This is a genomic window from Bradyrhizobium sp. AUGA SZCCT0158 (assembly GCF_018130065.1).
In the GTDB taxonomy this organism is placed as follows: domain Bacteria; phylum Pseudomonadota; class Alphaproteobacteria; order Rhizobiales; family Xanthobacteraceae; genus Bradyrhizobium.
Genome location: NZ_JAFCME010000009.1, coordinates 129,177 through 153,888, shown reverse-complemented (window position 1 = coordinate 153,888; position 24,712 = coordinate 129,177). Strand labels below are relative to the sequence as shown.

Genomic DNA, 24,712 nt, shown 5'->3' with positions numbered 1-24,712 from the left:
GCCGGCTATCCCTTGGTTTAGGGCACATATCGTGCGACCGGACTGACATCGTCATTTCCGGCGGGGTCGCCTCGCCGCTGGTTCTGGAATAACCGCTCCCGGCGCCGAGCGGCCGTCCGGCGCTGACCCGTTACGGGCCGCCCGCCTTCAACACTTCGAACACCGCGGCCGTATCCTGATCGCCCAATCCCATCGCCATGGCCTGTGTGTAAACCGGTAGCGTCATTGCAAAGAGCGGCGTTTCGCAGCCGACCTCGCTGGCGAACTCCGCGATGATGGCCATGTCCTTTTTCCAGGTCGAGATTCGCATCGTTGCCGGTTCATAGAGGCGGCTTGCCATCATCGGGGCCCGCATCTGAAACATCCGCGAACCGCCCGCGCCGGGGGCGATCATCTCGATCACCTGATTCAAATCGAGGCCGGCCCGTTCTGCGAGCAGCATCGCTTCCGCCGAGGCGACGTTGTGAATGGCGACCAGATGATTGGCGACGAACTTCATCCGGCTGCCATTGCCATATTCCCCGAGATCGGCACTTTGCTTGGCAAAGTCGGCAAACAGGCCGCCACAGCGCGCGATCGCGGCTTTATCGCCGCTCGCATAGACGACGAGGTCCCGGACCGCGGCCTGGGCGCCGGTGCCGCTGAGCGGACAGTCGAGCGCGATATGACCTGCAGGCTCGAGAATTTGCTTGAAGCGCACCTTGTCGGCGATGGTGAACGTACTGAGTTCTACAACGATGCGCTCACCTATCGCACACGCGGCGATTTCCGCAGCAACCGCATGGGCAGCCCCGGCGTTGGGCAGGCTCGTCATGATCGTCGAGGCGCGGGCGGCGACGGCGCTGGTGCCATCGACGATATCAACGCCGGCAAGCGCAAGCTCGCTCCTGCGCGCCGGCTCGGTGTCGAATCCGGCGACAACCCAGCCGCGCGCGACGAGGTTGCGGGCGATGGCGCCCCCCATTATGCCCAGTCCAATGATACCCACTGTCCGATCTGTCACGTGACCTCCAGCCTGTTGACTCCTGAGAATAACCAACTCGCCCGACGATTCCCGGCCAACCGCGGCAAATCATATCATTGGCGTTGCTTCGCGGTCCGGTGCAAATCCGGACTTCCCCTCGGACGGCCGATTTCGCCAGTTGAGCGATGCCCGAAATACTGACTTGTTGCCAGTGGTGCTGGACGCTACCTTCGATTGCTCGATTTTTTCGATTATCCTATTTTATCCTGGAAGCTCACATGATCTGCCCGGGTTGCCAGCACGAAAACAGCGCGCAAGCGAAGTTCTGCGAGGAATGCGCTTTGGCCCTGGCTCCTGTCTGTACGAGCTGCGGCAACCAGCTTTCGCCCACGGCCAAGTTCTGCTCGCATTGCGGTCACCCCACGGGCCGGAGCGTGCCGACGTTTTTGTCTTCGCGCTCCCTGGCGCTGAGACCGCCGACCCCGCGCCACCTCGCCGAAAGAATCCTCACGGCCAGAGCCGAAGTCGAGGGCGAGCGCAAGCAGGTCAGCGTGCTGTTCGCTGACATCACGGGGTCATTGGAGCTGATATACGGCCGCGATCCCGAGAGTGCGCAGGCGATCCTCAATCCCGTGCTCGAGCAGATGATTGAAGCCGTCCACTACTATGAGGGGACGGTCAACAGGCTTTTGGGTGACGGGATCATGGCGATCTTCGGCGCGCCATTGGCGCACGAGGATCATGCCGTGCGCGCTTGCTACGCTGCGCTGATGATACAGGAATCTGCCGCCGAACTGGCGGACCGTGCCGAACGGCCGCTCAAAATTCGCGTCGGGATCAACTCGGGGGAAATTGTCGTCTGTGCCATCAGTAAAGATCTCGACATGGAATACACCGTCGTTGGCGAGACCGCGCATCTGGCGGCTCGCATGGAGCAGATGGCCCGGCCCGGCTCGATCCTGACGACAACGCAAACTATCCGCCTGGCGGAAGGATACATCACCGCGCGGTCTCTCGGTCCGATGCCGATCAAAGGACTTGCCGAGCCCGAGGAGGTCTATGAACTCGTTGGCGCCGGCCCCGCGCGCACCCGTTTGCAGGCGGCAACCATTCGGGGCCTAACCCAGTTCGTTGGCCGCGAGACTGAACTGGATCAGCTCCGCCGTGCCCAGCAGCCAGTGGCCACCGGGGCGGGCCAATTGGTCGCTGTTATCGGAGAGGCCGGCGTCGGCAAATCGCGTCTGCTTCATGAGTTCACTCACTCGCATCGGCTGCTTGGCTGGCTGGTGCTTGAGACCACAGCGATCTCGCTCGGACGAGGAACGAGCTACCTGCCCGTGGTCGCGCTTCTCAAGAGCTATTTTGCGATCCAGGACCGGGACGAGCAGCACGAAATACGCCGCAAGGTCGTCGAGAAAACAATCGCGCTCGACGAAGGGCTTGAACCGGCGCTTCCGGCGCTATTGGCGCTGCTCGACATACCCGTCGATGACGCCGGCTGGCTCACGCTCGATCCGGCTCAGCGCCGGCGTCGCTATCTTGATGCCGTAAGAGGCCTGATACTGCAGGCAGCCCGCAAGCAGCCGGTTCTGCTGATCTTCGAGGACCTTCATTGGGTGGACAACGAAACGCAAGCATTGCTCGACGCCCTGGCGGGCGCTCTCGGCTCGGCCCGGCTGCTGCTGCTGGTCACCTATCGTCCCGGCTACCAGGATGTCTGGGGCTCGAGGCCAAACTACCGCCAGGTCAGGTTAAGCGCGCTGCCGACCCATGACACCCATGATCTGCTGGAGGTGCTGCTTGGCCGGGATCCCGAGCTTGATCCGCTCAAGCAGCTTCTCATGGGACGCGGCGGCAATCCGTTTTTTCTCGAGGAAACTGTCCGTGCCCTGGTGGAAACGCAGGCCTTGTCGGGAGAACGAGGTCATTATCGGCTGATGCGCCCGATCGGAAATATTCAGGTGCCACCCACGGTACAAGCCATCCTGGCGGCGCGCATCGATCGGCTTCTCCCCGGCGACAAAAATCTGCTGCAGATCGCTTCCGTCGTGGGCCGGGAGATTCCGCTGGCGGTGCTTCGACCGATGGCCGATTTTACCGAAGATGCACTCGAGCATGCGCTCGAACATTTGCAGACGGCCGAGTTTCTCTTTGAGACCGGACTTTACCCGGACGTTGAATACTCATTCACCCATGCGCTCACGCACGAAGTGACCTACAATGGACTGCTGCGGGCACGGCGGAGCTCGCTCCATGCGCGACTGGTCAATGCGATAGAGACATTGTACCGGGACCGGCTCGGCGAACACATCGAGCGTCTGGCGCAGCATGCCGTTCGTGGTGAGCTGCTGGAGAAGGCTGTTCGATACCTCCGGCAGGCCGGACAGAAAGCGCTGTCGCGTTCGGCGCTCGAGAACGGACGGGTCTGGTTCGAACAGGCCCTCTCCATCCTCGAGAAAGTGCCCGAAACCAGGGAGAATATCGAACTTTCCATCGATATCCGGTTTGATCTGCGCAACTCGCTTCACCCGCTGGGCCACCTCGAGCGATGCCTGGATCACCTTCAGAAGGTGCAGGTGCAGGCCACACAGCTCGGCGACAAGCGAAGGCTTGGTCAGGCCTCATCGTTCCTGTGTCAGTATTACCGCCTGATGGGGGAGCTCGATCCCGCCACCGAGGCCGGCGAACGCGCCATGGCGATCGCGGAAGAGCTCGACGAACTGCCGCTGCGGATGGTGGTGAGCGGACATTTTGCGGCCCTGTGTGCCGCCAGGGGAAATCACCGTCGCGCAGCAGAGATACTGGACGCGGCCGTTGAGCGCCTTCGCGGTGACATTGCCACCGAGATGATGGGCACCACGGGAGTTCTTGGCGTATTCATGCGCGGATATCTTGCGTGCTCGCTCGCCGAACTCGGCGAGTTCGAGCGCGCTGCGTTTTTCGCCAAGGAGGCCGTCGAAATCGCCGAAAGCGCGAACCAGGTCTACAGCCTTGCCTTTTCCTATTACTGCAAGGGCACCGTTCTGGCGCTGCAGGGCAACGTGGCGCAAAGCATCGCGGTGCTCGAGCAGGCCCTCAATCTCGGCCGCTCGTGGACGCTTCCCCTGGTGCTACCGCTCATCGGCCTAGCGCTCGGGCACGCTTATTGCCTGGCGGATCGCGCGGACGAGGCGATCGCGCTGCTGGAGGAAACCGAACGCGACGGAAACACCATGCATCGCCTCGGCGGCCACGCCATGATTCTGGTTCGCCTGGGCGAAGCCTATCTCCAGGGCGCCCGCACGGCCGACGCAGAGCGAACCGCCCGGCGAGCGCTCCTGATTGCGCGCAAACAGGGAGAGTACGGTTATGAAGCCTACGCGCTTCGGCTGCTTGCCGAGCTTGGACTGAGTGACCCCTCCCCCCTCGACGAGAGCGAAACCAATTTTCACGAGGCCCTCCGAAAGGCCGAGGCGTTCGATCTGCGCCCCCTGGCGGCTCAATGTCACCTCGGGCTCGGAAAGCGCTACAGATCGGCCGGCCAGAGCGGAAGCGCCGAGCAGCACCTCAATGCGGCCGCAGCCCTGTTCCAGCAACTTGGCATGCAATTCTGGCTGGAGCAGACGCAGTCGCAGCTTGCTTCATTGTCCTAATCCAGGTCGAACAGAAGAGCCGGAAAAGGCAGACGCCATATCCAGCGCAAAACCCCCTTACGAGGGATTTGTTGATGGTTCGGTAATCTTCTGCATTCAAGATTCGGGCAGTTAGTTGCGTTGGAGTACTGACCTTGGAAAATTTTGATGAGCTGCGCGATCTCGCAGCGGACGTTCGCACATTCATTGAAAATTCAAGAGATCCAGCCGCCGCATTGAGGGATGTGGTCGCGGCCTATGATGTCGTTTTGGGTATCTTCCCCTCGGAAGAGGGAATGGGCCTGCACGTCGTCAAGGGCAGCAGTTTGCTCGACCGCCTCGCCACCCTTCAGTCGAATGCCCTCTATAGTCACACCGCTATTGCCCTGCATAGCCGGGAACAGGCGGTAAAGCTTCAAGCGCTGGTGGCTTAACGGCGCCCTCTGACATCGTTCAAACTGATTTTGACCTGCGCCGCATCGTAGCGATCCGGCGCTTGGCAGCCTTGGCTTCCGGGGCTGCAACTTCCAGGGCGGTGACCTCCAGTCCGCAAGCGCTGGCCAGCGCTCGCAGCTCGAGTTGAAGGGCCTCGAGCTCATGGCTGTCGAGGCCTCCATCGATTGCGAGCGCGGTGACGACCGGATCCCGGATCTCGGGAGACTTACTTCCTGGAGGCTTTCTTTTTCTTGGCAGCTCTCTTCTTGGCTCTTGCTTCCCTTGCAAGACGGTCCTTTTTTGCGGCCGCGGTCGCTTTCCACTTTTTCTCAAAATCCTTCACTCCGGCGACGAACTGACGAAGCATCGCCTTCCCTTCGGCGCTCTTCGGCGTGACCGCCACCCGAATATAGGTACGGCCTGTGGTGCTTATCTTCTTGTTGACTTGAATGTACGCCATCCGCTCTTGCCCCTTCCCGTTGTTTTCAGGCGGCCCCGATCCGAGGCGGCCCCTTGCCAAGTACTTCGAACGTTATCAGCGAATTGGGAGGCGTGGAAGATGCGCGGCGCGCTGTCGAGGTCTCGCATCATGTACCAGTCCGGCGAGGCCTCGTAGCTGTCTTCGATTTTGACCTTCAGGCCTCGCGCCAGCTGAACGAAGGTCCTCGCCATGTTGTGCTTTCCGACCATATCGAAAATGTTGGTCGAAGACGTAAACCGGCCGACGCCGATTTCCGTGATGCAGGGAATGCCGCGCACATCTTCCTTGAGATCCACGCTGAAAACGCCGGACGCCCTTGCATCAAGCAGCTTGATGGCCCGCACGCAGGTGTCCACGACTTTCGGTTCGAAGACCGTCTTTGCCAGCCCCGCCACCGAGGAGACCCGCGACGGCTGACTGCCCATGCCAAGATAGGAAAGCCGTTCGTAGGTCTTGATGAGCACCAGCTCGCCGTCCCTCCAGACGCTCTGGCAGCCGAAATCCCGCCCCGGCAAAAACTCCGACAGCAAGAACGCTGCGACCGGCACGCCGCGCATCTCCTTCCAGTATCTGATCCAGCTCCGTGCCTGCTCGGCGGTCTGGACCGGCAGTGCGCCGAGTGCGCCGGCCCCGCTCCGGACGCGGCACCATAATGGCCTGCCGCCCTTGAGCTGCTGGAAGATTTTGCTGACGTTGTTCAGGTCCCGCACCGGATAGGTTTCGGGAGCGTCGATGCCGTTGCGGCGCAACAGTGAAACGAGACGGTACTTGTCGCGGGAAACACCCAAAACGGCTTCGCTTGGCAGAAACAGATATTCGCCCAGCGTCTTCCGGGCGCGCGACAGGCTCTCAACATCGTAATCAACGGTTGGAATAATGAGATGCAGGCGTTCGGTCTTCATGATCCAGCGCAGCACCTCGCTCCATTCCGGGTGATCGGCGGGCGGGACGAGGTAATTCCTGTCGGCGTCCGATTTCTTCAGGGCGAACTGGTCGTCGTTGCAGCCAACGATAAAGGAAGGGCCGGCGCCGGCCCGCATGCTGCGGACCAAATTATTGCTCGAACCGTTACCCGCGCTCGTAAACAGCAATCGCGCAGCCACCAACTTCTCCCGTATCGCCTAAATTATGATTTCGCCTGAAAGGAAGCTAACGATGAACCTCACGAGGGTATGCAACAAACCCTGCTGAAGCAACCAGGCATGGGCCGTATCCCACAGCGACAGGCATTCGCGAAGCTCGCAATGCGGCACGGTGGTCAAGCCTGTGAAACCGCACAGGAGGCATCATTGTTGGACCGCCTGATGGAACGCATTGGAGGGAACCGAAGTTGTCAATCAAACGTGCGGGAGAACCTCTCATGTCCTACCGAAGCAAGCGCGAACTCCGTATTGTTCTCTTCGGCCTCGCCTCCGCTGCGAGCCTCGCCGTCTCTCCGGTGATGGCCGGAAGTCAGTCATCGAATTCCTCATCCAACTGCTCAAACGGCCGCTGCAGCCGCGTCGACACGCTGGTGATTGAGGACGGCCGCGGCCGCAGCCGCGGATGGCAGCGTACCGAGGCCTGGGAGGAGCGGCGGAGCCGCTCGATCCGTGTCCGACCGCCGTACCGCTACCGCGACGACTGATATCGAGACTGCAGTCTACACGGTGACGCCCCTGCCCTGCGGCGAATATCTAGCGCTGTTATCGCACGGCTGGTGCCACGTCGATCACGCCCAGATCCACCAGGGTCCGGTGAAACCGTCGTTTCCGTTCCGACGAAGATGCGAAGTAGGCGCCGCCGCACTGTTCAAGCAGGCTCGCGCGCGTCGCGAAGATCTCATCCAGCGGCAGACCGGCATGCTGCAAGGCCACGGTGCCGAGAAAGGCGATATCCAGGTCCGGGCCGCGTCCACGCGGAATTCGATCAGGGAAGTCATTCAAGGTTTCCATGGCGTAGAACGTGCGGAACTGCCGCCTCGCGTCCGGGCCGAGCTTGAGTTTTTTCTCGATCCGCCGGGTCATGACGGGCTGATGATCGCCATAGTGCACAATGAGTGTCGGACGCCTGGGAAAACGGGAGGAAAGCTCGGACTTGAGTTTATTCCAGGTCACGGCGGTCTCGACCAGCCGCGCGTAATACTCGGCATAATGTGCATCGGGAAGGCTCGCGGCGGCAAACGCCCGCTCGCCTTCATAGCGCCCGGGGGCAACCAGGTTTCGGTTGTGCGGGCCGTGATTGAAGTTGGTCAGCGCGTATAGAAAGCGAGGTGAGGCATCGTCGGCAATGCCGTTCATATGCGCATTGAGCGCGGCGTCCAGAAACAGCGCATCGGAATTCGTGGTTTCGAAACGATCGACGTCGAAGGGCGGTTCAAAATCATCCGTGAAGAGACGCTCGTTGATCCCTATTGAACGGTAGAACCTGTCATAGCTGAGAAAGCTGCGGCGGCAGCTCGAAGTCAGCATTGTTCTGTATCCGAGCGCCGAGAGCGTCCCTGGAAGACTGCTGTGGAAGCGGCCGGCCCCGCGCTTGAAGAGAAAATAGGCGTTCGAACCGAAGCTCGCGCTTGAAAGGCCCGTCAGCAGGCTGAATTCCGATTGCCACGATCCTCCGCCGAAAATATCCACGTTGAGGCTGCCATGGAGTCCGTCTTCCGGTGACAGAAACGATTCGACAATCGGCTCAACCGGGAGACCAAACAGGCGCGGATCGAAGATCGACTCGTGCTGGATCACGATGATGTCGGGATAGTCGAGGCTGCGCGCCGGTACGGCCGCCATCAGCGGCAGCGGGTCTTTGGCGATATCGCTCAGCGCGAGCCCGCCGGACGGCCGCCAGGAAAGCGGGTTGAGCAGCGAAGCGATGAAGCTGGAAAGAAAACAGCGGCGGAGCGCCGCATTGCGCTGGAAAGGTACCGGCCCGCCGCTTGCTTGGTAGGCTGCCACCAGGCCAATACAAGCCATGCCGAAAAACAGGATTTGGAGTTCAAACGCTACTGGCGGTCCGCGCACATAGATCAGGGTCGCGACCGCGGCCAGCATGAGCGTGATGCTTCCGGCCAGCGCAGCCGACAGTGCGAGTGGATACTGCACCAATAAAAATGGAACTGTTCCCGCAAAAGCCAGCGGCAGATCGGTTGCAATGAGTTTGATCCCGCTGTGATCATGTTTGACTCTCGACGCTCCGAAAATTGCCGCCGCCGCGATGGATGACAACAGGATCGCGCGTTCCAGATCGCTAACGACAAACAGCAGCATTGCGGTGCACAAACACAGCCCGGCCGCAGCCAATGCAAGGTGCTCAAGGCTGCGTTCCGCAAACCAAAGAACGGCGAGAGCGATCAGGATGATCAGGGCCAACGACATCTCGACAAGATGCCAGAGGAATGAATCGACGTCCACGATGGCGAAAGCGTGCATTCGCGAAGGACCTTGAAATCTGCTAGGGGTCATCAAGATGGAGCAGACATGACCGACCCCTTCGCCATCAATCGCCGGAACTGGGATGAGCGCACCGCCATTCATGCACGCGATACCAACGGTGAATACATGCTCGACCGGTTTCGGGCGGGCGCGGACGCGCTGAGTGCGATTGAAGTGGCGGAACTCGGTGACATCAGGGGAAAGCGCGTCCTGCACCTGCAGTGCCACATCGGCCGCGACACGCTGTGCCTGGTGCGGCGCGGCGCAATAGCGACCGGGCTGGATTTTTCTCCAGCCGCACTGGATGTGGCGCGGCGCCTCTCCGATGAGACCGGGCTGAAGGCGGACTTCGTCGAGGGGACCGTCGATCAGGCCCCTGTCCTGACGCCGGGCCCATTCGATCTCGTCTTCACCACCTGGGGCACCATTTGCTGGCTGCCCGATATGAAGAAATGGGCAGAGACCATTGCGTCCGTGCTGGCGCCGGGTGGCGAGCTCTATTTCGCGGACGCGCATCCAACCTTCACGGTGATGGAAGAATTCGACGGCAGGCTTGTTCCCACCTACGATTTTCAAACGCCTGCCGACCGGCCGCTGCAGTTCGCAAACGAGACCACCTACACCGGCGATCCCACGATCATGTCGCATCGATCGACCCGCGAGTGGATCCACTCGCTCTCGGCCGTGCTCGGCGGCCTGATCGATGCCGGACTGACGATTACGATGTTCAGGGAGCACGAAGTGTTGCCCTGGCGCGGTCTGCCAAGCCTGGTACCGGCATCGGAAAGGCTGTGGCGGCTTGCCGATGGCGTGCCGCGGATGCCGTTGTCGTATTCGGTCAGGGCTAAAAAGGGTTCGTGAAAATCGGCGCCGCGAGGCATCCAGCCTCAGGCGCTCCTGGCTTCAGGCGCTCTTACATCAAGAGCTCCTGTATCAGGCGCTTCTGGCATCAGGCCAAGCGACGACTTGTCCTGACATCACCAGCCGATCGCGCCCTCCATTCTTGGCCGAATAGAGCGCCCGATCCGCTGCGGCAATCAGGGCCGCGTGCTCGGTCATGCTCTGGGCCGGGACATTCGTCGCACCGCCGAGACTGACCGTAATGAGTTTGGAAGGCGGGTTGAGCGCGTGCAGCATGCCGAGTTCGAGAAGCGCTTCACGCACCCTTTCGCCGACCTGCATGCAGCCTTCCGAATCGGTGTTGGGCAGGAGCAGCACGAACTCTTCGCCGCCGTAGCGGGCTGCCAGATCTGCCGGCCTGCGAATTTGCGCGTCCAGGATCCGCGCCAGCGCGCGCAGGCAGGCGTCTCCGGCCTGGTGACCATAGTGATCATTGAATTTCTTGAAATGGTCGACGTCGATCAACAATAGCGATAACGGCGTGCCATCGCGCTTGGCGCGCGCCCATTCCTCCGACAGGCGTTCGTCGAAATGGCGGCGATTGGCCAGTCCTGTCAATCCATCGGAGGTGGCAAGCGCCTCTAGCTTGTGCTGCAAATCCTGTTGCTCGGTCATGTCGCGCGAGATTGCGACCACGCCGTCGATCTTGTCGGTCTCAGTCGCGCGAGTGACGCGCAGGGCGGTCTCGACCCAGATCTCATTCTTTTCGCGGTGACGGACGCGGTAGATGAGCCGCGCCTCTTCGGCCTCGCCGTTTTTCAATGCCGCGATGGCCTGCTCAACCCGCGGCCGGTCCTCGGCGTTGATCGCCGCAAGGGCCGGCGCTCCCAGCAACTTGGCGGGGTCGTGGCCGAAAACGCGGGCGCATGACGGCGAAACGTAGAGAATCCGCTCATCCAGCCCGACACGCATCACCACATCGCTGCACTGTTCGGCGAGCAGGCGAAAATCCGCCTCCTTGGCCACAAGGGCTGCCGCCATGCGTTGCCGCTGCAGCAGGTAACGCACAAAGGCAAAGCCGGTCAGCGCGATCACCAAAGTAAGGCCTGCGACGACAGCCAGACGTATGAACGATTGCTCGCGCCATGGCGCCAGCACATCGTCTCGCGCCTTGGTCGCCAGAACCATGATGGGATATCGGCTGCTCAGCTGGTAGAAGCTCAAGCGCTCAAGGCCGTCCAGCGGCGATTTAAAGTAATAGACGCTGGCACTGGGGCGGTCTTTCAGAGTCCGGAACAACGGCGCCTTGGACATATCGCGTCCGACATTGCTGCCGTCTTCGTCACGGCTGCGCGCCAGCATGATGCCATCGGCATTCAACAGCGACACCGAGCCGTTCGGCCCGATGTCAAATCGCCGGTAGAATTGCGTGAAATAGGCCACGTCGATGCTGGTCAACACCACGCCGGCAAAACTGCCATCGGGGTGATTAAAGCGGCGGGACAGGGTGATGATCCACTGCCCTCCCGAACGGCTCTTGACCGGCCGGCCAACCAGCGTCCCGCGGTCGGTGGAGGCACGATGTTGTTGGAAATAGTCGCGATCGCCGTTGTTGAGACCGGCGAGATTGACGTCTTCGGTGGTTGCGAGCCAGCGACCGGTTTCGTCATAGACGAAGATGCCGCGGATACGCTGCCGGTTGTACTTGCGCGATTGAAGAAACGTCCGGATCTTTTCGACCGCTGCGGGGCTGGTTCCGCCGGTCTCCATGCGGTCGGTCATTCCGGCGAGGATGGTGTCAGCCAGATCAAAACTATCTTCGGCATGCTGCGTCAGCGAGCGGGCAAGATTGGCCATGTCCACTTCGGCGTTCTTCAGGTCGACCTGGCGGGATTCCCATTCGCGCCAGCCGCTTAACGCAAGAATTGCTACGCAAGCCAACGCCACAAATCCCGCCGCCCACAACGGGAGATGTGTTTTGCCAAGTTCCCGGCGGCTGCTGGTCATCTGAGACTGCTCCGATCCGAGCAAACTTCCATGGAGGGCTTAACGCCGCGTTGCCTCTACAACAGCAACGGCGGAATGGGTGAGTGTTTCGCCCTCGTGCTGTATCGGATGTTAAGAAATGCGATCGTACTTCATTAACCATGGAGGTTGCTTTGGGCACGGCCCGCAGCAAAGCTGCCCCAGCGGGAGCGTCCGCCCCGGCGCCAAGCGGGCATCATGCGAGGCGCACAGCTACGCCGCGTTCAAGGCCTGCGCGATATCGGCGATCAGATCGGATGGGTGCTCGATGCCGATCGACAACCGGATCGTGGACTCGAGCACGCCGATTTTCTGGCGGATGTCGGCGGGAACGCCGGAATGGGTCATGCTCGCCGGCAGGCTGGCCAGCGACTCGGTGCCGCCGAGACTGACCGCCAGCTTGAAGATCTGCAGCGCGTTGAGGAATTTGAAGGCGGCGGCCTGGCCGCCGACGATGTCGAACGAAAACGTCGAGCCCGCGCCGGTGCATTGCCCCGCGAAAAGACGCCCGGCCGGCGAGTTCGCATCGTGATGGCCGAGGTAATGGACATGCGCCACCTTGGCGTGGTCGCGCAGAAAATCCGCCACCAGCCGTGCGTTTGCGTCGGCTTTTTCCATGCGGATGCTCAAGGTCTCGAGCGACCTGGAAAGCATCCAGCAGGAATGCGGGTCGAGCTGGGTGCCGATCGCGCCGCGCAGCGCCTTGATGTCCTTCATCAGGGCTTTCGAGCCGAGCGCCGCGCCCGCGATCAGGTCGGAATGGCCGCCGATATATTTGGTCAGCGAGTACAGTGACAGATCCGCGCCGTGTTCGATCGGCCGCTGAAACACCGGCCCGAGCAGCGTATTGTCGCACGCGACGATCGGCGTGTGATCCTGCGCCTCGCCAATGTTCTCGGCGACGCGGCGGACCATCGCGATATCGACCAGGCCGTTGGTGGGGTTGGCCGGGGTCTCGATGAAGATCATCGAAACCCGTCCCTTGCGCATGGCGTCCTCCGCCGCCAGCTGCACCGCGGCTTCGTCGATGCCGTCGGCAAAACCCACCGAGCTGATCGAGAGGCCCGCAAGCGTTTTCGTGAACAGGGTTTCTGTGCCTCCATAGAGCGGTTGCGAGTGCAAAATGACGTCACCGGGGCGGACGAAGGCGAGGATCGCCGTCGAAATCGCCGACATGCCGGACGAGAACAGCGCGCATTTCTCGGTGCGCTCATAGACCGCAAGCCTGTCCTCGACGATCTCGCTGTTGGGATGATTGAACCGCGAATAGACCAGGCCGGCGCCCATCCCCTCGGGCGGCTCGCGCCGGCCCGACACGAAATCGAAGAAATCCTGACCGTCTTCGGCGGTCCGAAACACGAAGGTCGAGGTCAGGAACACCGGCGGCTTGACGGCGCCTTCCGACAATTGCGGATCGTAGCCGTAGTTCAGCATCAAGGTTTCCGGATGCAGCATGTGGTTGCCGATGTGGGTCTTGGATGGAAACGGTTTCACCATGGCCTGCCTCGCTGGCTGCATTCAGAAACGTTCCCCTTTGTGGGGGGTCGTCGGCAAGCGCCGGTAGTATTGGATATGACGGCATCCAACGACTCGGGTCACCGATCCGAGGAGCAGCCTAGCAACATCCGGAGCTGAATTCACTGCGTTCGCAGGCAAGGCGATCATTGCGCCCGTGCGAGCTACTGTCGCAGCTGGGCCGGCAAAACCGGCGCGAGGCAAGGAGTATCGTTCATCTCAGCCTGGTCAGCGCTCGGACCGCATATACGGGCTGCGCTCAGTCACATGCTTGAGTTCCGGCGCAGCGTCGATCGCCTGAGTCACGTGCTGCGCTACATTGGTTCGCTTCGTGCTGGCCGGATTGCCCACGAACGCCCACATGATCACGCCAATTGCGAGCGTCGCGCCGCTTATCACCCCGATGTCTCGCTTCATTGCGATCTCCCGTTTTGTTTTCGGGTGCGCGCAAATCAAGCCAGCGGCTCGTGGTCGAAGTATGGCTAATGCAAGATTGGCCGGCCTATCGCGGCAATGTGATGGCTGAACCGCGGCAGCGCTCAGCTCTTGGTTGGCGTGGCCGCATCCGCAGACAATTTGCCGAGCATGGCGGTGAGTTCGTCATCAGCGCTGATGATCGTCTTGTTGCGGTCTCCCTCGCCCGGTGCAGGATCCACTGCAGTTGGCGGCTCGGCGGGTACGCCAATAGCTTCCTGTTTGGCCGGTTCGACCGGCGAGGCCGCGGAATCGGGCGATTTTTCGGAAAGCTTTAATGTCGCCTCCGGCAATAACTTCGGCGGCCGATCCGGCCGACGGGCCGCCGTTGAGGCACCAACCGGATTGGGCGGCCTGTCGTCGACAGCCAGCCTGCCATTGCCACGCGGCGCAGCACTCTTGCTCGCTCTTCCGATGATGCCCTCAACGATGGCGGGAAGGCGCTGCTTGTCGACGTCAGCCATGTATTCGCTGGCTAACTCGTCCACATATTGCTGGCCGTAGTCGGCCAACACGGAGGTTATCCGCGCGAGATCGGCATCGCTTTCAACTAGCTGGCGCCATGCCTGCCTGTCATAGGAAACCGCCGGTGGGCTTATCGGCTTCAGGGGTTCGTGAGAGACGACCGGTTCAGGAACCGGTGGCTGCGCCATTCGCTCATCGGCTGGCGCGCGGCTTAACGTTGCGACACTCACCCGCCGTCGCTTGTTCTCTGCCACCAGGAGTGACAGCAGGCCGACGCCCATCAGCAGGAACCCAACCGTCGCCCATACCAGCGTGACGCAAAGCAGAGCCCCGGCAATCAGCAATATCCACCCGGCAACGCGCACTAACAGGACCTTTTCCGCGACAAGGGCCAAATTCAGTTGCTAAACACGAGCGCTAATTCTCAACACTTCCGGCAAGCTGCGCAACACAAGATTACCGCCACATCCGTGACGGCCGGCCGGCGCTTTCGTTCGCCGATCCAGCCGTCGCGGGCACGCTCAGTTCTGCTACGCGCCGGTGACGCGCCAGATCACGTCGCCGACATCGTCCGCCATCAGGAGCGACCGGCCGTCGGGACCGACCACCACCCCGACCGGTCGTCCATAGGATTCCTTCTCGTCGGGTGCGAGGAAGCCGGACAGAATATCCCGCGCCGGCCCTGACGGACGCCCGTTCTCGAACGGCACAAAAACGAGCTTGTAACCGCTCAGCGTGCTGCGGTTCCAGGAGCCGTGCTGGCCGATCGCCATGCCATCGGGAAAACCCGGCAGCGTGCCTGCGGGCACCCAGCAAAGACCGAGCGACGCGGTGTGCCCGCCGAGCGCATAGTCCGGCGTGATCGCCTTGGCGACCATGGCCGGATCCTGCGGCACCCGATCGTCCACCGTCTGGCCCCAGTAGCAATAGGGCCAGCCGTAGAAGCCGCCATCGCGCACCGAGGTCAGATAATCCGGAGGGGTCTCGTCGCCGAGGCCATCGCGCTCGTTGACCACAGTCCAGAGCACGCCGGTCTGCGGTTCCCAGGCCATGCCGACCGCATTGCGCAGGCCGCCGGCAAAGATGCGGCTGGTGCCGCCGGCGAGATCGAGCTCATGGATCGCGGCACGGCCTTCTTCCACTTCCATGCCGTTGTCGGCAATGTTGGTGAGCGAGCCGACACCGGCGTAAAGCTTCTTGCCATCCGGGCTCGGCAGCAGGCTCCGCGTCCAATGCCCGCCCGGCTTGAAGGTGACGAGTTTGCGACCTGTTGCCGTAATCCTATCGGCGTTCGCCACATAGGGGAACGCCACGACGCCGTCAGTGTTGCCGACATAAAAGGTGTCGCCGACCAGCGCCATGCCGAACGGCTGGTTCAGCCCTTCCATGAAAACCCCGCGCTTCTCGGCGACGCCATCGCCATCCGCGTCGCGGAGCAGCGTGATGCGGTTCGCGCTTTCGCCAAGCGCCGCGGCCCGCCGCATCGTCGCCTGCATCGCATAGCCGAACACGTTTCTGACCGGACCTGCGACCTGGTTAGATTCCGCAATCAGGACGTCGCCGTTGGGCATCATGTTGATCCAGCGCGGATGTTTCAGGCCGGTCGCAAATGCATTGACCTTGAGCCCCGGTGCTGCCGTCGGCTTCTGCCCGTCATCCCAGCCCCTCGCCGACGGCATCTTGAGCGTTGGAATGGCGCCCTGCGGCTTCGCCTCCGGCACCACGGGCGCGCTGCCCCAGGCAGGCTTCGGTGCGTCGCCCTGCAATTTGCGCCAAAACAAGGCAGCCCCGCCGATCAGCGCGACGATGCGCGCAAAAATTGCAGAAAAACTCATGCTATTCCCCTTTGGATCGCGCGCACACTAGAACAAGATCGGTTCTGATCAAATCAGAACCGATCTTGCTCTAAATTCCTGTTTTGACGCGTTTTCTTGACGCGAACCGGTATCCACCTCGCTCGAAAACGCTATAGCCGACGTCTCCGCGCGTTGAAACCTCGTGCGCTGAACTGCAAGTCTGGATTGCGTCGAAAAAGCAGATCGTGAAAGTCAGCTTGATGCTGTAAAAGCCGATCCGCTGTCAAAGCTCAATCTGCGGAGGGTCACGCTCGGCGAGGAACCCGCGAATCATGAACGGGATTTATCGATGAGCGTCGGACTGATCGCCCTTCTCGACGATATCGCGGCGATCGCAAAGGTGGCAGCGGCTTCCCTCGACGATGTGGTCAGCCAGGCCGCCAGGGCGGGGGTAAAGGCGGCCGGTGTCGTCATCGACGATACCGCGGTGACGCCAGGTTACGTTATCGGATTCGCAGCCAAGCGCGAACTGCCGATCGTGGGCAAGATCGCGGCGGGATCGCTTCGCAACAAGCTCCTGATCCTGCTCCCCGCTGCGCTGGCGCTCAGCTACTTCCTGCCTTCGGCGATCACGCCGCTGCTGATGTTTGGCGGCGCCTATCTCTGCTACGAAGGCGTTGAAAAACTGTACGAAGCCGTCATGCCCCATCATGCGCACCAGCATGAGGCCGAGCTCGGCACGGTGGCGTTGCAGGCGCAGACGCTCGAGGACCAGAAAGTCGCGAGCGCCATCAAGACCGACTTCATCCTTTCGGCGGAGATCATGGCGATTACACTGGCGGCCCTGCCCGCTGGCAGCATCCTGAAGCAGGCCATCGTGCTGGCGGTTGTCGCAATCGGGATCACCGTCGCGGTGTATGGCGTGGTAGCGCTGATCGTGAAGGCCGACGACGCCGGTGTGGCGCTGGCGCAGAACGACAATGCCTCGGCCATTGGCAGTATCAGCCGCGGTCTGGGACATGCCCTCGTCCGGGGCATGCCCGTCTTCCTGATATTTCTCAGTGCGGTCGGCACCGCAGCCATGATCTGGGTCGGCGGCGGCATCATCTTGCACGGTATCGAGGCGTACGGACCGCCTTCGATCGGTCATGCCGTCCACGCCGCCACCGACGCTGCGGCCCACGCCCTGCCGGCGGTCGCCGGTTTGCTCAAATGGATCGTCGAGGCGGCCATCTCAGGCGTGATCGGACTGGTGGTCGGCGCGGCGTCAATCCCGGTCATCGGATATGCCGTGGCGCCCGCGTGGAAACAAGTGAAGCGGCTTCTGCCGGGCTGACAGCACGCGCTTCGGGTCTGGTGGCCGAAAACTAATCGGTCTTGACCGTCTCCTGCGCGGGGTTTGCGGCAACCGCCGGTCCACCGCCGAGCAGCCTTGCGAGGCTGCGGGCGCGCCTTGTGTCGATGCTGACATAGGCGGTCATGCCGGCGCGCAGCGGCGGCTCGCCTGATCGTGCAACCAGCTGCAGCCGCACCGGCAGGCGCTGCACGACCTTGACCCAATTGCCCGAGGCATTCTGCGCCGGCAAGATCGCGAACTCCGCGCCGGTCGCCGGGCTGATGCTTTCCACTACCGCGTCCCAGGTGACGTCGGGATGCATATCCAGCACGACCTTGGCCTTCTGCCCCACCGTCACATAGGTCAGGTCAGTTTCCTTGAAATTCGCCTCCAGCCAAGGCCTGCGGTCGGTGACCAGCGCGAACAGCGGCGACTGCGCCTTGACCTGCTCGCCGAGCTGCAGCTTGAAATTGACCACCACGCCCGCCTTCGGCGCCTTGATCTCGGTATAGGCAAGGTCGAGCGCGGCACGATCGCGCACCGCCAGTTTTTCGCGCACGGCGGCGAACGCATCGGTCGGCCGGTCGGGCTTGCCGCCGAGGGCGGCCTCGACGCGCGCGATGCGCTGGTGCAGCACCGCGACGCGATCTTCGCCTTCCTGCTCTTCGCTGTTGGTCTGCTCGACCTTCGCGGTCGAGGCGACGCCACGTCCGGACAGTTCACGCTGGCGTCTGGCCAGCGTCTGGAGATACGACAGCTTGTTCTCCGCCTCCTTTGTCTCGGCCCGGATCTCGCGCAGGCTGGCCTTGAGCTGCTCGACGGCGGCGCGCGCGGAATCGATCTCCGCTTCGGCCTTGGCGAGCGCCAATTGGTAGGGCGTCGGATCGAGGCGAAGCAGCACGTCGCCGGCGGCGACGGCCGAATGATCGCGGATCCGCAACTCGGTGATGCGCCCCTGAACCTCGCTGGCGATCTGGGCGATGTCAGCCTTGACGAACGCGTTCTCGGTCGAGATGTGGCGGCCGCCCTGCAGCCAGAACGCCAGCGCGCCCACCAGGACCAACAGGGGCACGCCGACCAGTGCCAATCGCTTCATCCGCTTGGTCATGGCGCGGCCCTGCCGTTGAGCCGGCCGGTCGTCAATGAAACTCGCTTTCGCGGGGCGGTCGCCAACTCACCCTCACCCTCGCCGTTGTCCGTCGACACCAGGGTTTTCTTGATGCGCTGCAACAAAGTCATCAGCTGTTTGCGTTCGGGCCCGGCGAGATCGGCGAGCCCGGCATCGACCGTATCCTCGGCGATGCGCCAGATCCGCTTGTGGACCCGCTCGGCCTCCTTGGTCAGATACACGCGCTTGACGCGGCGGTCGTCCGCTTGCGTGCGGCGCTCTACCCACCCATTGGCCACCAGCCGGTCGATCATGCGGCCGGCGGTGGCCTTCTCGACCTCCATCATCTCGGCCAGTTCGGAATGCGAGGCGCCGGGGCGCCGGTGCAGGCGGGTCAACACCAGCCATTGCGCCCGCGTGATGCCGAGGCGACGCACGCGGCGATCGAACTCGGTCCGCAACAGGCGGGCAACGTCCGAAATCACAACCCCAATATATTCGTCGGTATTCGGCATGGCGCTGTTGTAGCCGCCCTGAAATTAGTAAGCTAGGTTAGTATTTGACATCAGCTGCCGCAAGGGACATCACCCTGAGTTCCACCAGCATGGAAGTCGAGGACCCCGCCGGGACCCTGTCCACGGCGCAGCGATATTTGACGCTGATGACGGTCGTGCTCGGCTCTTCGCTGTACGGCACGGCGTTGCTGACGACGTCGACCATCCTGCCGCAGATGCAGGGCGCGCTGTCGGCGACCCAGGACGAGGTCGCCTGGGTGATGACCTTCAACATCCTGGCGACCGCTGTCGTGACGCCGATGACCGGCTGGCTGGTGTCCCGCTTCGGCAGCAGGCGCGTGATGGTGTGGTCGGTCGGATGGTTCACGCTGGCGACGTTGCTCTGCGGCATGGCGCAATCGCTAGAGGGGCTGGTGCTGTGGCGCATCCTGCAGGGCGGCGCCGGGGCGCCGCTGGTACCGCTGTCGCAGTCGATCCTGTTCGCGACCTTCCCGCGCCACCAGCACTCCATGGTGATGTCGATCTTCGGCATGGCGGTCGCGGTCGCGCCGGTGTTCGGCCCGGTGTATGGCGGCTATCTCGCCGAGGCGCATAGCTGGCGCTGGTCGTTCTACATGCTGGTGCCGATCGGGATTGCGGCCACGGTCGGCATGGCCTGGACGCTGCCTTCAGACAACCAGTTGACCAAGGTCCGCTTCGACTGGACCGGTTTCATCGCGCTGGCAACGGCGCTGGCGGCCATTCAGCTGGTGCTCGCGCGCGGCGCACGGCTGGACTGGTTCGACTCGACCGAGATCGTGGTCGAATGCCTGATTGCGGGCATCGCGTTCTATGTTTTCCTCATTCACAGCCTTGGCGCCCGCAATCCGTTCGTGAACCTGAAACTCCTGACCGACCGCAATTATGCGATCGGGCTGGCGCTGGTGACGATCTACGGCATGCTGAACTTCACGCCGATGGTGTTGCTGCCGCCGCTGCTGCAGCAGCAGGCCGGTTATCCCGACGCCCTGGTCGGACAGGTGATCGGATCGCGCGGCCTCGGAATGCTGGTCGGCTTCATGATGGCCGGCTTGATGAACCGGCTCGATCCGCGTCTCACGATGGCCTTCGGCTTTGGCCTGCAGACCGTGGCCGGGCTATGGATGCTGACCTTCGACCTCAACGTCACAATGGAGATCCTGGTCATCAACAGCATGATCCAGGGCTTTGCCGTCGGCGTCGTCTGGGTGCCGATCACGGCGGTGGCGTTCGGCACGCTGGACGCCAGGCATTACGCGGAAGCGTCCGCCATCTTCCATTTGCTGCGCAATATCGGATCGAGCTTCTTCATCTCGCTGTCGATCGCCGAAATCGTGCGCACGTCAGGGGCCAACTACAGCCGGATGACCGAGATGATCTCACCCTATAACCGGGCGTTGACGACACCGGGCCTGACCGGAGGCTGGAACTTCGACACCGTGCCGGGTCTTGCCAGGATGGCAAAAGAGATCGGCCGCCAGTCGATGATGATCGGCTATCTGAACGCGTTCACGATGTACACGGTGACGTCGGGCCTCGCGGTTTTGTTCGTCCTGATGGTGCGGGGCCGCAAGACGGTTTGAGAGGCGGCTGATGCGATGCGACATCACCGGGTTCTTACGGACGCCGGCAGTCGCGTTTCCGTGATATGTGTTTCGGGGACCGGCCCTGATGAAATAATTCTCCTCATCAATGAAGCCATTTTAGTGATCTGACGAACACTTCCTGAAATAATTGTCAGGTATACTGGCCCGTTACTGAAGAAGCGAATTTCACCAGATTAGCGGTGGCATCCTCAATGAAGTGGAGCACGCCATGCTTTCAGAAAAATTCTTTCTCCTGTTGGAAACCCTCCGGAGCGAGGCCGAGCGGAGCCCGACCTATTCGGACGGCAGCACAAGGGTGATCAGCACCTCGCCGCACGTCCCGGTCCAGCTGCCTGCCGCCAGCCGGAAGTAGAGCGGGCTTCAACAAGTCGCGCTTTCGTGACGCCCAAATGCACGACGCCGCACCCTGTTGGGTACGACGTCGCTTCGCGGCAACCGGACGAACCAATCAACCCACGTTCTTCGGACCGATCGGGAAGTCACCCTTCGGGCCCGGCTTCGGGTCGAGCGTTCCATCCACGATGCAGTAGCCGATTCCCAATGCAACGCCCAAGGCGATGAAGGGAAACCAGCCGCCGCTGACCTGGTCCAGCTTGGCATCCGACAACGGCGCAAGGCCGTCGGCGTTCAGAGTTGCTTGCGTGTTGGCCATGATTGTCTCCTTCAATAGGCCGTCCACTCCCCGACGCCCATCCAAGGGATCGTCGAGGGTCGGCATCGAGGCTGGTCAAAACCGGATGTTTGCGCTGTGATTGGAGTCACGGTAGCAGCGCGCCACTGGCGCTCAACCCGAGCACCCAACGCAAAAACGCGGCGCCAAAGGCGCCGCGTTTGGTTTTTCATCGTCATTCCGGGGCGATGCGAAGCATCGAACCTCAGGTGCGCAATTGCGCACCGGGGAATCTCGAGATTCCGGGTTCGCTTCGCGCCCGGAATGACGGCGCAATTAGCGCCGTCAGCTCGCCACGGCCGACGACGGCATGTCGCGCTCGCGCTTCATGACGATCTTGTTGAGCGCGCCGAGATAGGCTTTTGCCGAAGCCACCAGCGTATCCGGATCTGACCCCTTCGAGGTCATCGAGCGGCCTTCATGGGCGAGCCGAACGGAAACCTCGGCTTGCGCGTCGGTGCCCTCGGTGACGGCGTGGACCTGGTACAGCTCGAGCTTGGCCTCGTGCGGCACCAGCGCCTTAATGCAGTTGAACACCGCATCGACCGGACCGTTGCCTTCGGCTTCCTCGATCTTGATCTGGCCGCCGATGTCGAGCTTCATGGTGGCGCGCTGCGGCCCATGGGTGCCCGCGATGACCGTCAGCGACGTCAGCTTGATGCGGTCATGCGAGTTGGCGATTTCCTGGTCGACCAGCGCCTCGATGTCCTCGTCGTAGATGTCCTTCTTGCGGTCGGCCAGCGCCTTCATGCGCACGAACGCGTCTTCCAGCTGGTTGGCGCCGAGCTTGTAGCCCATCTCTTCCAGCTTGTGCACGAAGGCATGACGTCCGGAATGCTTGCCGAGCACCAGCGACGACTTCTTCAGACCGATCATCTCGGGGCGCATGATCTCGTAGGTCGAGGCGTCCTTCAGCACGCCGTCCTGATGGATGCCGCTTTCATGGGCGAACGCGTTACGGCCGACGATCGCCTTGTTGTACTGCACCGGGAACGAGGTCGCCGCCGACACCAGTTTCGAGGCCCGCGTCAGCATTGTGGTATCGATCTTGTTCCACCACGGAAACACGTCGTTGCGGACGTTCATCGCCATCACGACTTCTTCCAGCGCGGCGTTGCCGGCCCGCTCGCCGATGCCGTTGACGGTGCATTCGATCTGGCGCGCGCCGCCGGCGATGCCGGCCAGCGAATTCGCCACGGCCATGCCGAGGTCGTTGTGGCAGTGCACGGAGAAGACCGCCTTGTCGGAATTCGGCACCCGCTCGATCAGCGTGCGCATGAAGCGGGTGTATTCCTCGGGCGTGGTGTAGCCGACGGTATCGGGAATATTGACCGTGGTGGCGCCGGCCTTGATCACAGCCTCGACGATGCGGCAGAGATAGTCCATCTCGCTGCGGGTGGCATCCTCGGCCGACCATTCGACGTCGTCGATCTGGTTGCGGGCGCGGGTGACGTTGGCGATCGAGAGCTCCATCACCTGCTCGGGCGTCATGTTCAGCTTGACGCGCATGTGCAGCGGCGAGGTCGCGATCACGGTATGGACGCGGCCGCGGCGAGCGAATTTCACCGCTTCGGCGCAGCGGTCGATGTCCTTTGGATTGGCGCGCGACAGACCGGCGATGACCGAGTTCTTGGAGCGGCGGGCGATCTCGCTGACGGCCTGGAAATCGCCTTCGGAGGTGATCGGAAAACCGGCCTCGATGACGTCGACGCCCATGTCATCGAGCATCTCGGCGATCTCGATCTTTTCCTCGAATGTCATGGTGGCGCCGGGGCACTGCTCGCCGTCGCGCAAGGTGGTGTCGAATACGATTACGCGGTCCTTCTCGGACTTATTGGCTGTGGTCATCTGCAACTTCCTTTGGGTGGTGCGCCGTTTTTTGGGCGCCGAAGGGTTCCTTGGTCTCACGCAACCCCTGAGTGCCCAGGCGCAACCGCCCAGACGGCCCTCAGGGGCCGATAAGAAGCAGAAGCCCGCCAATAAGGAGGGTGGGCAAGGACGCAGCCGGAATCGCGGGAGCACGAACGGCCGAGGCCGCTCCACCCTGAACTCCAACATTTTCGCTGCGAATCAGCATTGCCAGACCCTTGAGGAGACGAAATCCTTAGCCAAAACCATTGACAGTTCGTTGCCGGGACCACGTTCCATGGCCGTTCTAGACGAGAAATATGGCCGGCCGCAATGCCAAAAGATGGTCAGGATGGGTGACCTAACGGGGCAAAAGCGCGGCAGGGTAAATGGCGTCCTGCCGTCAGCCTCCCCGGACACGCAGCCGTGAGGTGTAGGCTCCCCCCTTCCCCGTCGTCGCGCCGGGTTGAAAGCCAGGCCGCGCGAACCATCTCTTGCCAGGGTGGAGATTTGTAAAATGGAGCGGCGCATGAGCCCTCGGTTTCTCCTGCTGACCTTGCTGGCGGCCTTTGGCCTTGCGGTTCTGTTTGCAACGCTCACAACGGTCCGGCAGCTGCACATCCAAACGTCCGCGATCACGCAACCGCAGCATCGGGGTTGAGCGGAGCGGATACGCGTTACGCTGATGTCACATTTGTTCCACCATCCCTGAGCGCTTAAAGCCGCATGGTGATGCGTGGATGCCGACTGTATGACCGGTGATCGGTTCATGGACGAGGCGCGCATTTGGACAGGTTTCAGATCGGCAGTCACTTTCTTGCGCTGGCCGCCGCCTTCGCGCTCGCGGCGCCGATCGGCTGGGATCGCGAGAAGCGCGCGCGCAGCGCCGGCTTAAGGACCTTTCCGCTCGTCGCTTTGGCCAGTTGCGGCTTCGTGCAGGCCAGCGAAAACCTGCTCGTGCACTCCCCCGACGGCATGGCGAAAGTCATCGAAGGGCTGATTACCGGCATCGGCTTCATCGGTGGCGGCGCGATTCTCAAACAGGGCAGTTCCGTTCACGGCACCGCGACCGCGGCAAGCCTGTGGGCGACCGGCGCGATCGGCGTTTCCGTCGGGCTCGGCAGTTATGACGTCGCCGTCACGGTTGCCATTTTTACCTTCCTGACGTTGCGCCTCCTGACGCTCGTCAAGGACGAGAGCGATGAAGGCGAAGGCGGCAAGCCCGATCGGACCTAACAGCTAACAGTGCTTTGTTGCGTTAGCCGCTGCCTCAACTTTTGCGTAAAGCCGGATTATGGACGTAAGCTGCCGGGTACCGATCCGACGGGAGGCTGTCTCATGCCAAAGAAGGGGGTTACGGGCCATGACGAGTGGGTAGTGACCCAGGCACTCGCCACGGCCCTGGTCGCGCTCGAACAGCTTCCGGAGAAGATTCAGCCGCGACCCCATATGGAGGATCTTCGCAAACTCCTGATTGCCGGTTGCGCCCCCGGTAGCGAGGGTCTGCATCTGGCTCAGGCGAAGTGCCGGTTGTTCCCACAAACCGACCCGGAGACGATCTACCGGGAGTATGGCCTGGAGGGCGGTCGGGATTGAG

At 62.1% G+C, this 24,712-nt stretch carries 22 protein-coding genes; 9 read left to right on the top strand and 13 right to left on the bottom strand.

Going from position 1 to position 24,712, the window contains the following annotated elements; all coding sequences use genetic code 11:
- Positions 1 to 130: 130 nt before the first annotated feature.
- On the bottom strand, positions 131 to 1,039 hold the full coding sequence (locus JQ574_RS15345) for an NAD(P)-dependent oxidoreductase (RefSeq protein WP_283813733.1): 909 nt from the start codon (positions 1,037 to 1,039) through the stop codon (positions 131 to 133).
- Between the two features lie 203 nt (positions 1,040 to 1,242).
- Here JQ574_RS15345 and JQ574_RS15340 point away from each other — a divergent pair, with 203 nt between their 5' ends.
- Both JQ574_RS15340 and JQ574_RS15335 read left to right on the top strand, forming a co-directional pair.
- Positions 1,243 to 4,596, top strand: a complete 3,354-nt coding sequence (locus tag JQ574_RS15340) for an AAA family ATPase (protein ID WP_212207045.1) — start codon at positions 1,243 to 1,245, stop codon at positions 4,594 to 4,596.
- A 134-nt stretch (positions 4,597 to 4,730) separates the two neighbouring features.
- Positions 4,731 to 5,009 (top strand): hypothetical protein, encoded by a 279-nt coding sequence (locus JQ574_RS15335; protein ID WP_212207044.1) that lies wholly within the window; start codon positions 4,731 to 4,733, stop codon positions 5,007 to 5,009.
- 227 nt (positions 5,010 to 5,236) lie between these two features.
- On the opposite strand, the gene JQ574_RS15330 is transcribed toward JQ574_RS15335, so the two are convergent.
- Together JQ574_RS15330 and JQ574_RS15325 are read right to left on the bottom strand one after the other, a co-directional pair.
- Complete coding sequence (locus tag JQ574_RS15330) at positions 5,237 to 5,470, bottom strand: hypothetical protein (protein ID WP_212207043.1); 234 nt, start codon at positions 5,468 to 5,470, stop codon at positions 5,237 to 5,239.
- The gene (locus JQ574_RS15325; RefSeq protein WP_212383647.1) at positions 5,440 to 6,531 is read right to left on the bottom strand and encodes a hypothetical protein; all 1,092 of its coding nucleotides are present in this window, start codon (positions 6,529 to 6,531) and stop codon (positions 5,440 to 5,442) included. The genes JQ574_RS15330 and JQ574_RS15325 overlap by 31 nt, the downstream gene beginning before the upstream one ends.
- A 320-nt stretch (positions 6,532 to 6,851) precedes the next feature.
- On the opposite strand from JQ574_RS15325, the gene JQ574_RS15320 reads away from it, so the two are divergent.
- Positions 6,852 to 7,118 (top strand): hypothetical protein, encoded by a 267-nt coding sequence (locus tag JQ574_RS15320; RefSeq protein ID WP_212207040.1) that lies wholly within the window; start codon positions 6,852 to 6,854, stop codon positions 7,116 to 7,118.
- A 58-nt stretch (positions 7,119 to 7,176) separates the two neighbouring features.
- Here JQ574_RS15320 and JQ574_RS15315 read toward each other — a convergent pair whose 3' ends face one another.
- Positions 7,177 to 8,895: a sulfatase-like hydrolase/transferase gene (locus JQ574_RS15315; RefSeq protein ID WP_212207039.1), complete on the bottom strand. Its 1,719-nt coding sequence runs from the start codon at positions 8,893 to 8,895 to the stop codon at positions 7,177 to 7,179.
- Positions 8,896 to 8,943: 48 nt separating this feature from the next.
- Here JQ574_RS15315 and JQ574_RS15310 point away from each other — a divergent pair, with 48 nt between their 5' ends.
- Positions 8,944 to 9,759, top strand: a complete 816-nt coding sequence (locus JQ574_RS15310; RefSeq protein ID WP_212207038.1) for a bifunctional 2-polyprenyl-6-hydroxyphenol methylase/3-demethylubiquinol 3-O-methyltransferase UbiG — start codon at positions 8,944 to 8,946, stop codon at positions 9,757 to 9,759.
- A gap of 72 nt (positions 9,760 to 9,831) precedes the next feature.
- Here the strand turns inward: JQ574_RS15310 and JQ574_RS15305 are convergent, their stop codons facing one another.
- The 5 genes from JQ574_RS15305 to JQ574_RS15285 form a co-directional block, all read right to left on the bottom strand.
- Entirely contained in the window at positions 9,832 to 11,745 is a 1,914-nt protein-coding gene (locus JQ574_RS15305; RefSeq protein ID WP_212207035.1) for a diguanylate cyclase, read from the bottom strand.
- A gap of 231 nt (positions 11,746 to 11,976) precedes the next feature.
- Positions 11,977 to 13,260, bottom strand: a complete 1,284-nt coding sequence (locus JQ574_RS15300; RefSeq protein ID WP_212207034.1) for a cystathionine gamma-synthase family protein — start codon at positions 13,258 to 13,260, stop codon at positions 11,977 to 11,979.
- Between the two features lie 246 nt (positions 13,261 to 13,506).
- Complete coding sequence (locus JQ574_RS15295) at positions 13,507 to 13,695, bottom strand: hypothetical protein (RefSeq protein ID WP_212207033.1); 189 nt, start codon at positions 13,693 to 13,695, stop codon at positions 13,507 to 13,509.
- 122 nt (positions 13,696 to 13,817) lie between these two features.
- The gene (locus JQ574_RS15290) at positions 13,818 to 14,612 is read right to left on the bottom strand and encodes a hypothetical protein (RefSeq protein WP_212207031.1); all 795 of its coding nucleotides are present in this window, start codon (positions 14,610 to 14,612) and stop codon (positions 13,818 to 13,820) included.
- 135 nt (positions 14,613 to 14,747) lie between these two features.
- Complete coding sequence (locus JQ574_RS15285; RefSeq protein ID WP_212207030.1) at positions 14,748 to 16,052, bottom strand: sorbosone dehydrogenase family protein; 1,305 nt, start codon at positions 16,050 to 16,052, stop codon at positions 14,748 to 14,750.
- Positions 16,053 to 16,362: 310 nt separating this feature from the next.
- Between JQ574_RS15285 and JQ574_RS15280 the strand changes: the two genes are divergently transcribed.
- Positions 16,363 to 17,349 carry a DUF808 domain-containing protein gene (locus JQ574_RS15280; protein ID WP_212207029.1) on the top strand — a complete coding sequence of 329 codons (987 nt, stop codon included), beginning with the start codon at positions 16,363 to 16,365 and terminating at the stop codon, positions 17,347 to 17,349.
- Between the two features lie 31 nt (positions 17,350 to 17,380).
- On the opposite strand, the gene JQ574_RS15275 is transcribed toward JQ574_RS15280, so the two are convergent.
- Together JQ574_RS15275 and JQ574_RS15270 are read right to left on the bottom strand one after the other, a co-directional pair.
- On the bottom strand, positions 17,381 to 18,457 hold the full coding sequence (locus JQ574_RS15275) for an HlyD family secretion protein (protein WP_212207027.1): 1,077 nt from the start codon (positions 18,455 to 18,457) through the stop codon (positions 17,381 to 17,383).
- The gene (locus JQ574_RS15270) at positions 18,454 to 18,972 is read right to left on the bottom strand and encodes a MarR family winged helix-turn-helix transcriptional regulator (protein ID WP_212207026.1); all 519 of its coding nucleotides are present in this window, start codon (positions 18,970 to 18,972) and stop codon (positions 18,454 to 18,456) included. The genes JQ574_RS15275 and JQ574_RS15270 overlap by 4 nt, the downstream gene beginning before the upstream one ends.
- 89 nt (positions 18,973 to 19,061) lie before the next feature.
- Between JQ574_RS15270 and JQ574_RS15265 the strand changes: the two genes are divergently transcribed.
- Together JQ574_RS15265 and JQ574_RS15260 are read left to right on the top strand one after the other, a co-directional pair.
- Complete coding sequence (locus tag JQ574_RS15265) at positions 19,062 to 20,573, top strand: DHA2 family efflux MFS transporter permease subunit (RefSeq protein ID WP_212207025.1); 1,512 nt, start codon at positions 19,062 to 19,064, stop codon at positions 20,571 to 20,573.
- A 232-nt stretch (positions 20,574 to 20,805) separates the two neighbouring features.
- Positions 20,806 to 20,949: a hypothetical protein gene (locus JQ574_RS15260; protein ID WP_212207023.1), complete on the top strand. Its 144-nt coding sequence runs from the start codon at positions 20,806 to 20,808 to the stop codon at positions 20,947 to 20,949.
- Between the two features lie 96 nt (positions 20,950 to 21,045).
- Here the strand turns inward: JQ574_RS15260 and JQ574_RS15255 are convergent, their stop codons facing one another.
- Entirely contained in the window at positions 21,046 to 21,249 is a 204-nt protein-coding gene (locus tag JQ574_RS15255) for a hypothetical protein (protein WP_192737942.1), read from the bottom strand.
- A 303-nt stretch (positions 21,250 to 21,552) separates the two neighbouring features.
- The gene (locus tag JQ574_RS15250; RefSeq protein WP_192737943.1) at positions 21,553 to 23,115 is read right to left on the bottom strand and encodes a 2-isopropylmalate synthase; all 1,563 of its coding nucleotides are present in this window, start codon (positions 23,113 to 23,115) and stop codon (positions 21,553 to 21,555) included.
- Between the two features lie 786 nt (positions 23,116 to 23,901).
- Between JQ574_RS15250 and JQ574_RS15245 the strand changes: the two genes are divergently transcribed.
- Complete coding sequence (locus JQ574_RS15245) at positions 23,902 to 24,351, top strand: MgtC/SapB family protein (RefSeq protein WP_212207021.1); 450 nt, start codon at positions 23,902 to 23,904, stop codon at positions 24,349 to 24,351.
- Between the two features lie 102 nt (positions 24,352 to 24,453).
- Positions 24,454 to 24,711 (top strand): hypothetical protein, encoded by a 258-nt coding sequence (locus JQ574_RS15240; RefSeq protein ID WP_192737945.1) that lies wholly within the window; start codon positions 24,454 to 24,456, stop codon positions 24,709 to 24,711.
- Position 24,712 lies beyond the last annotated feature (1 nt).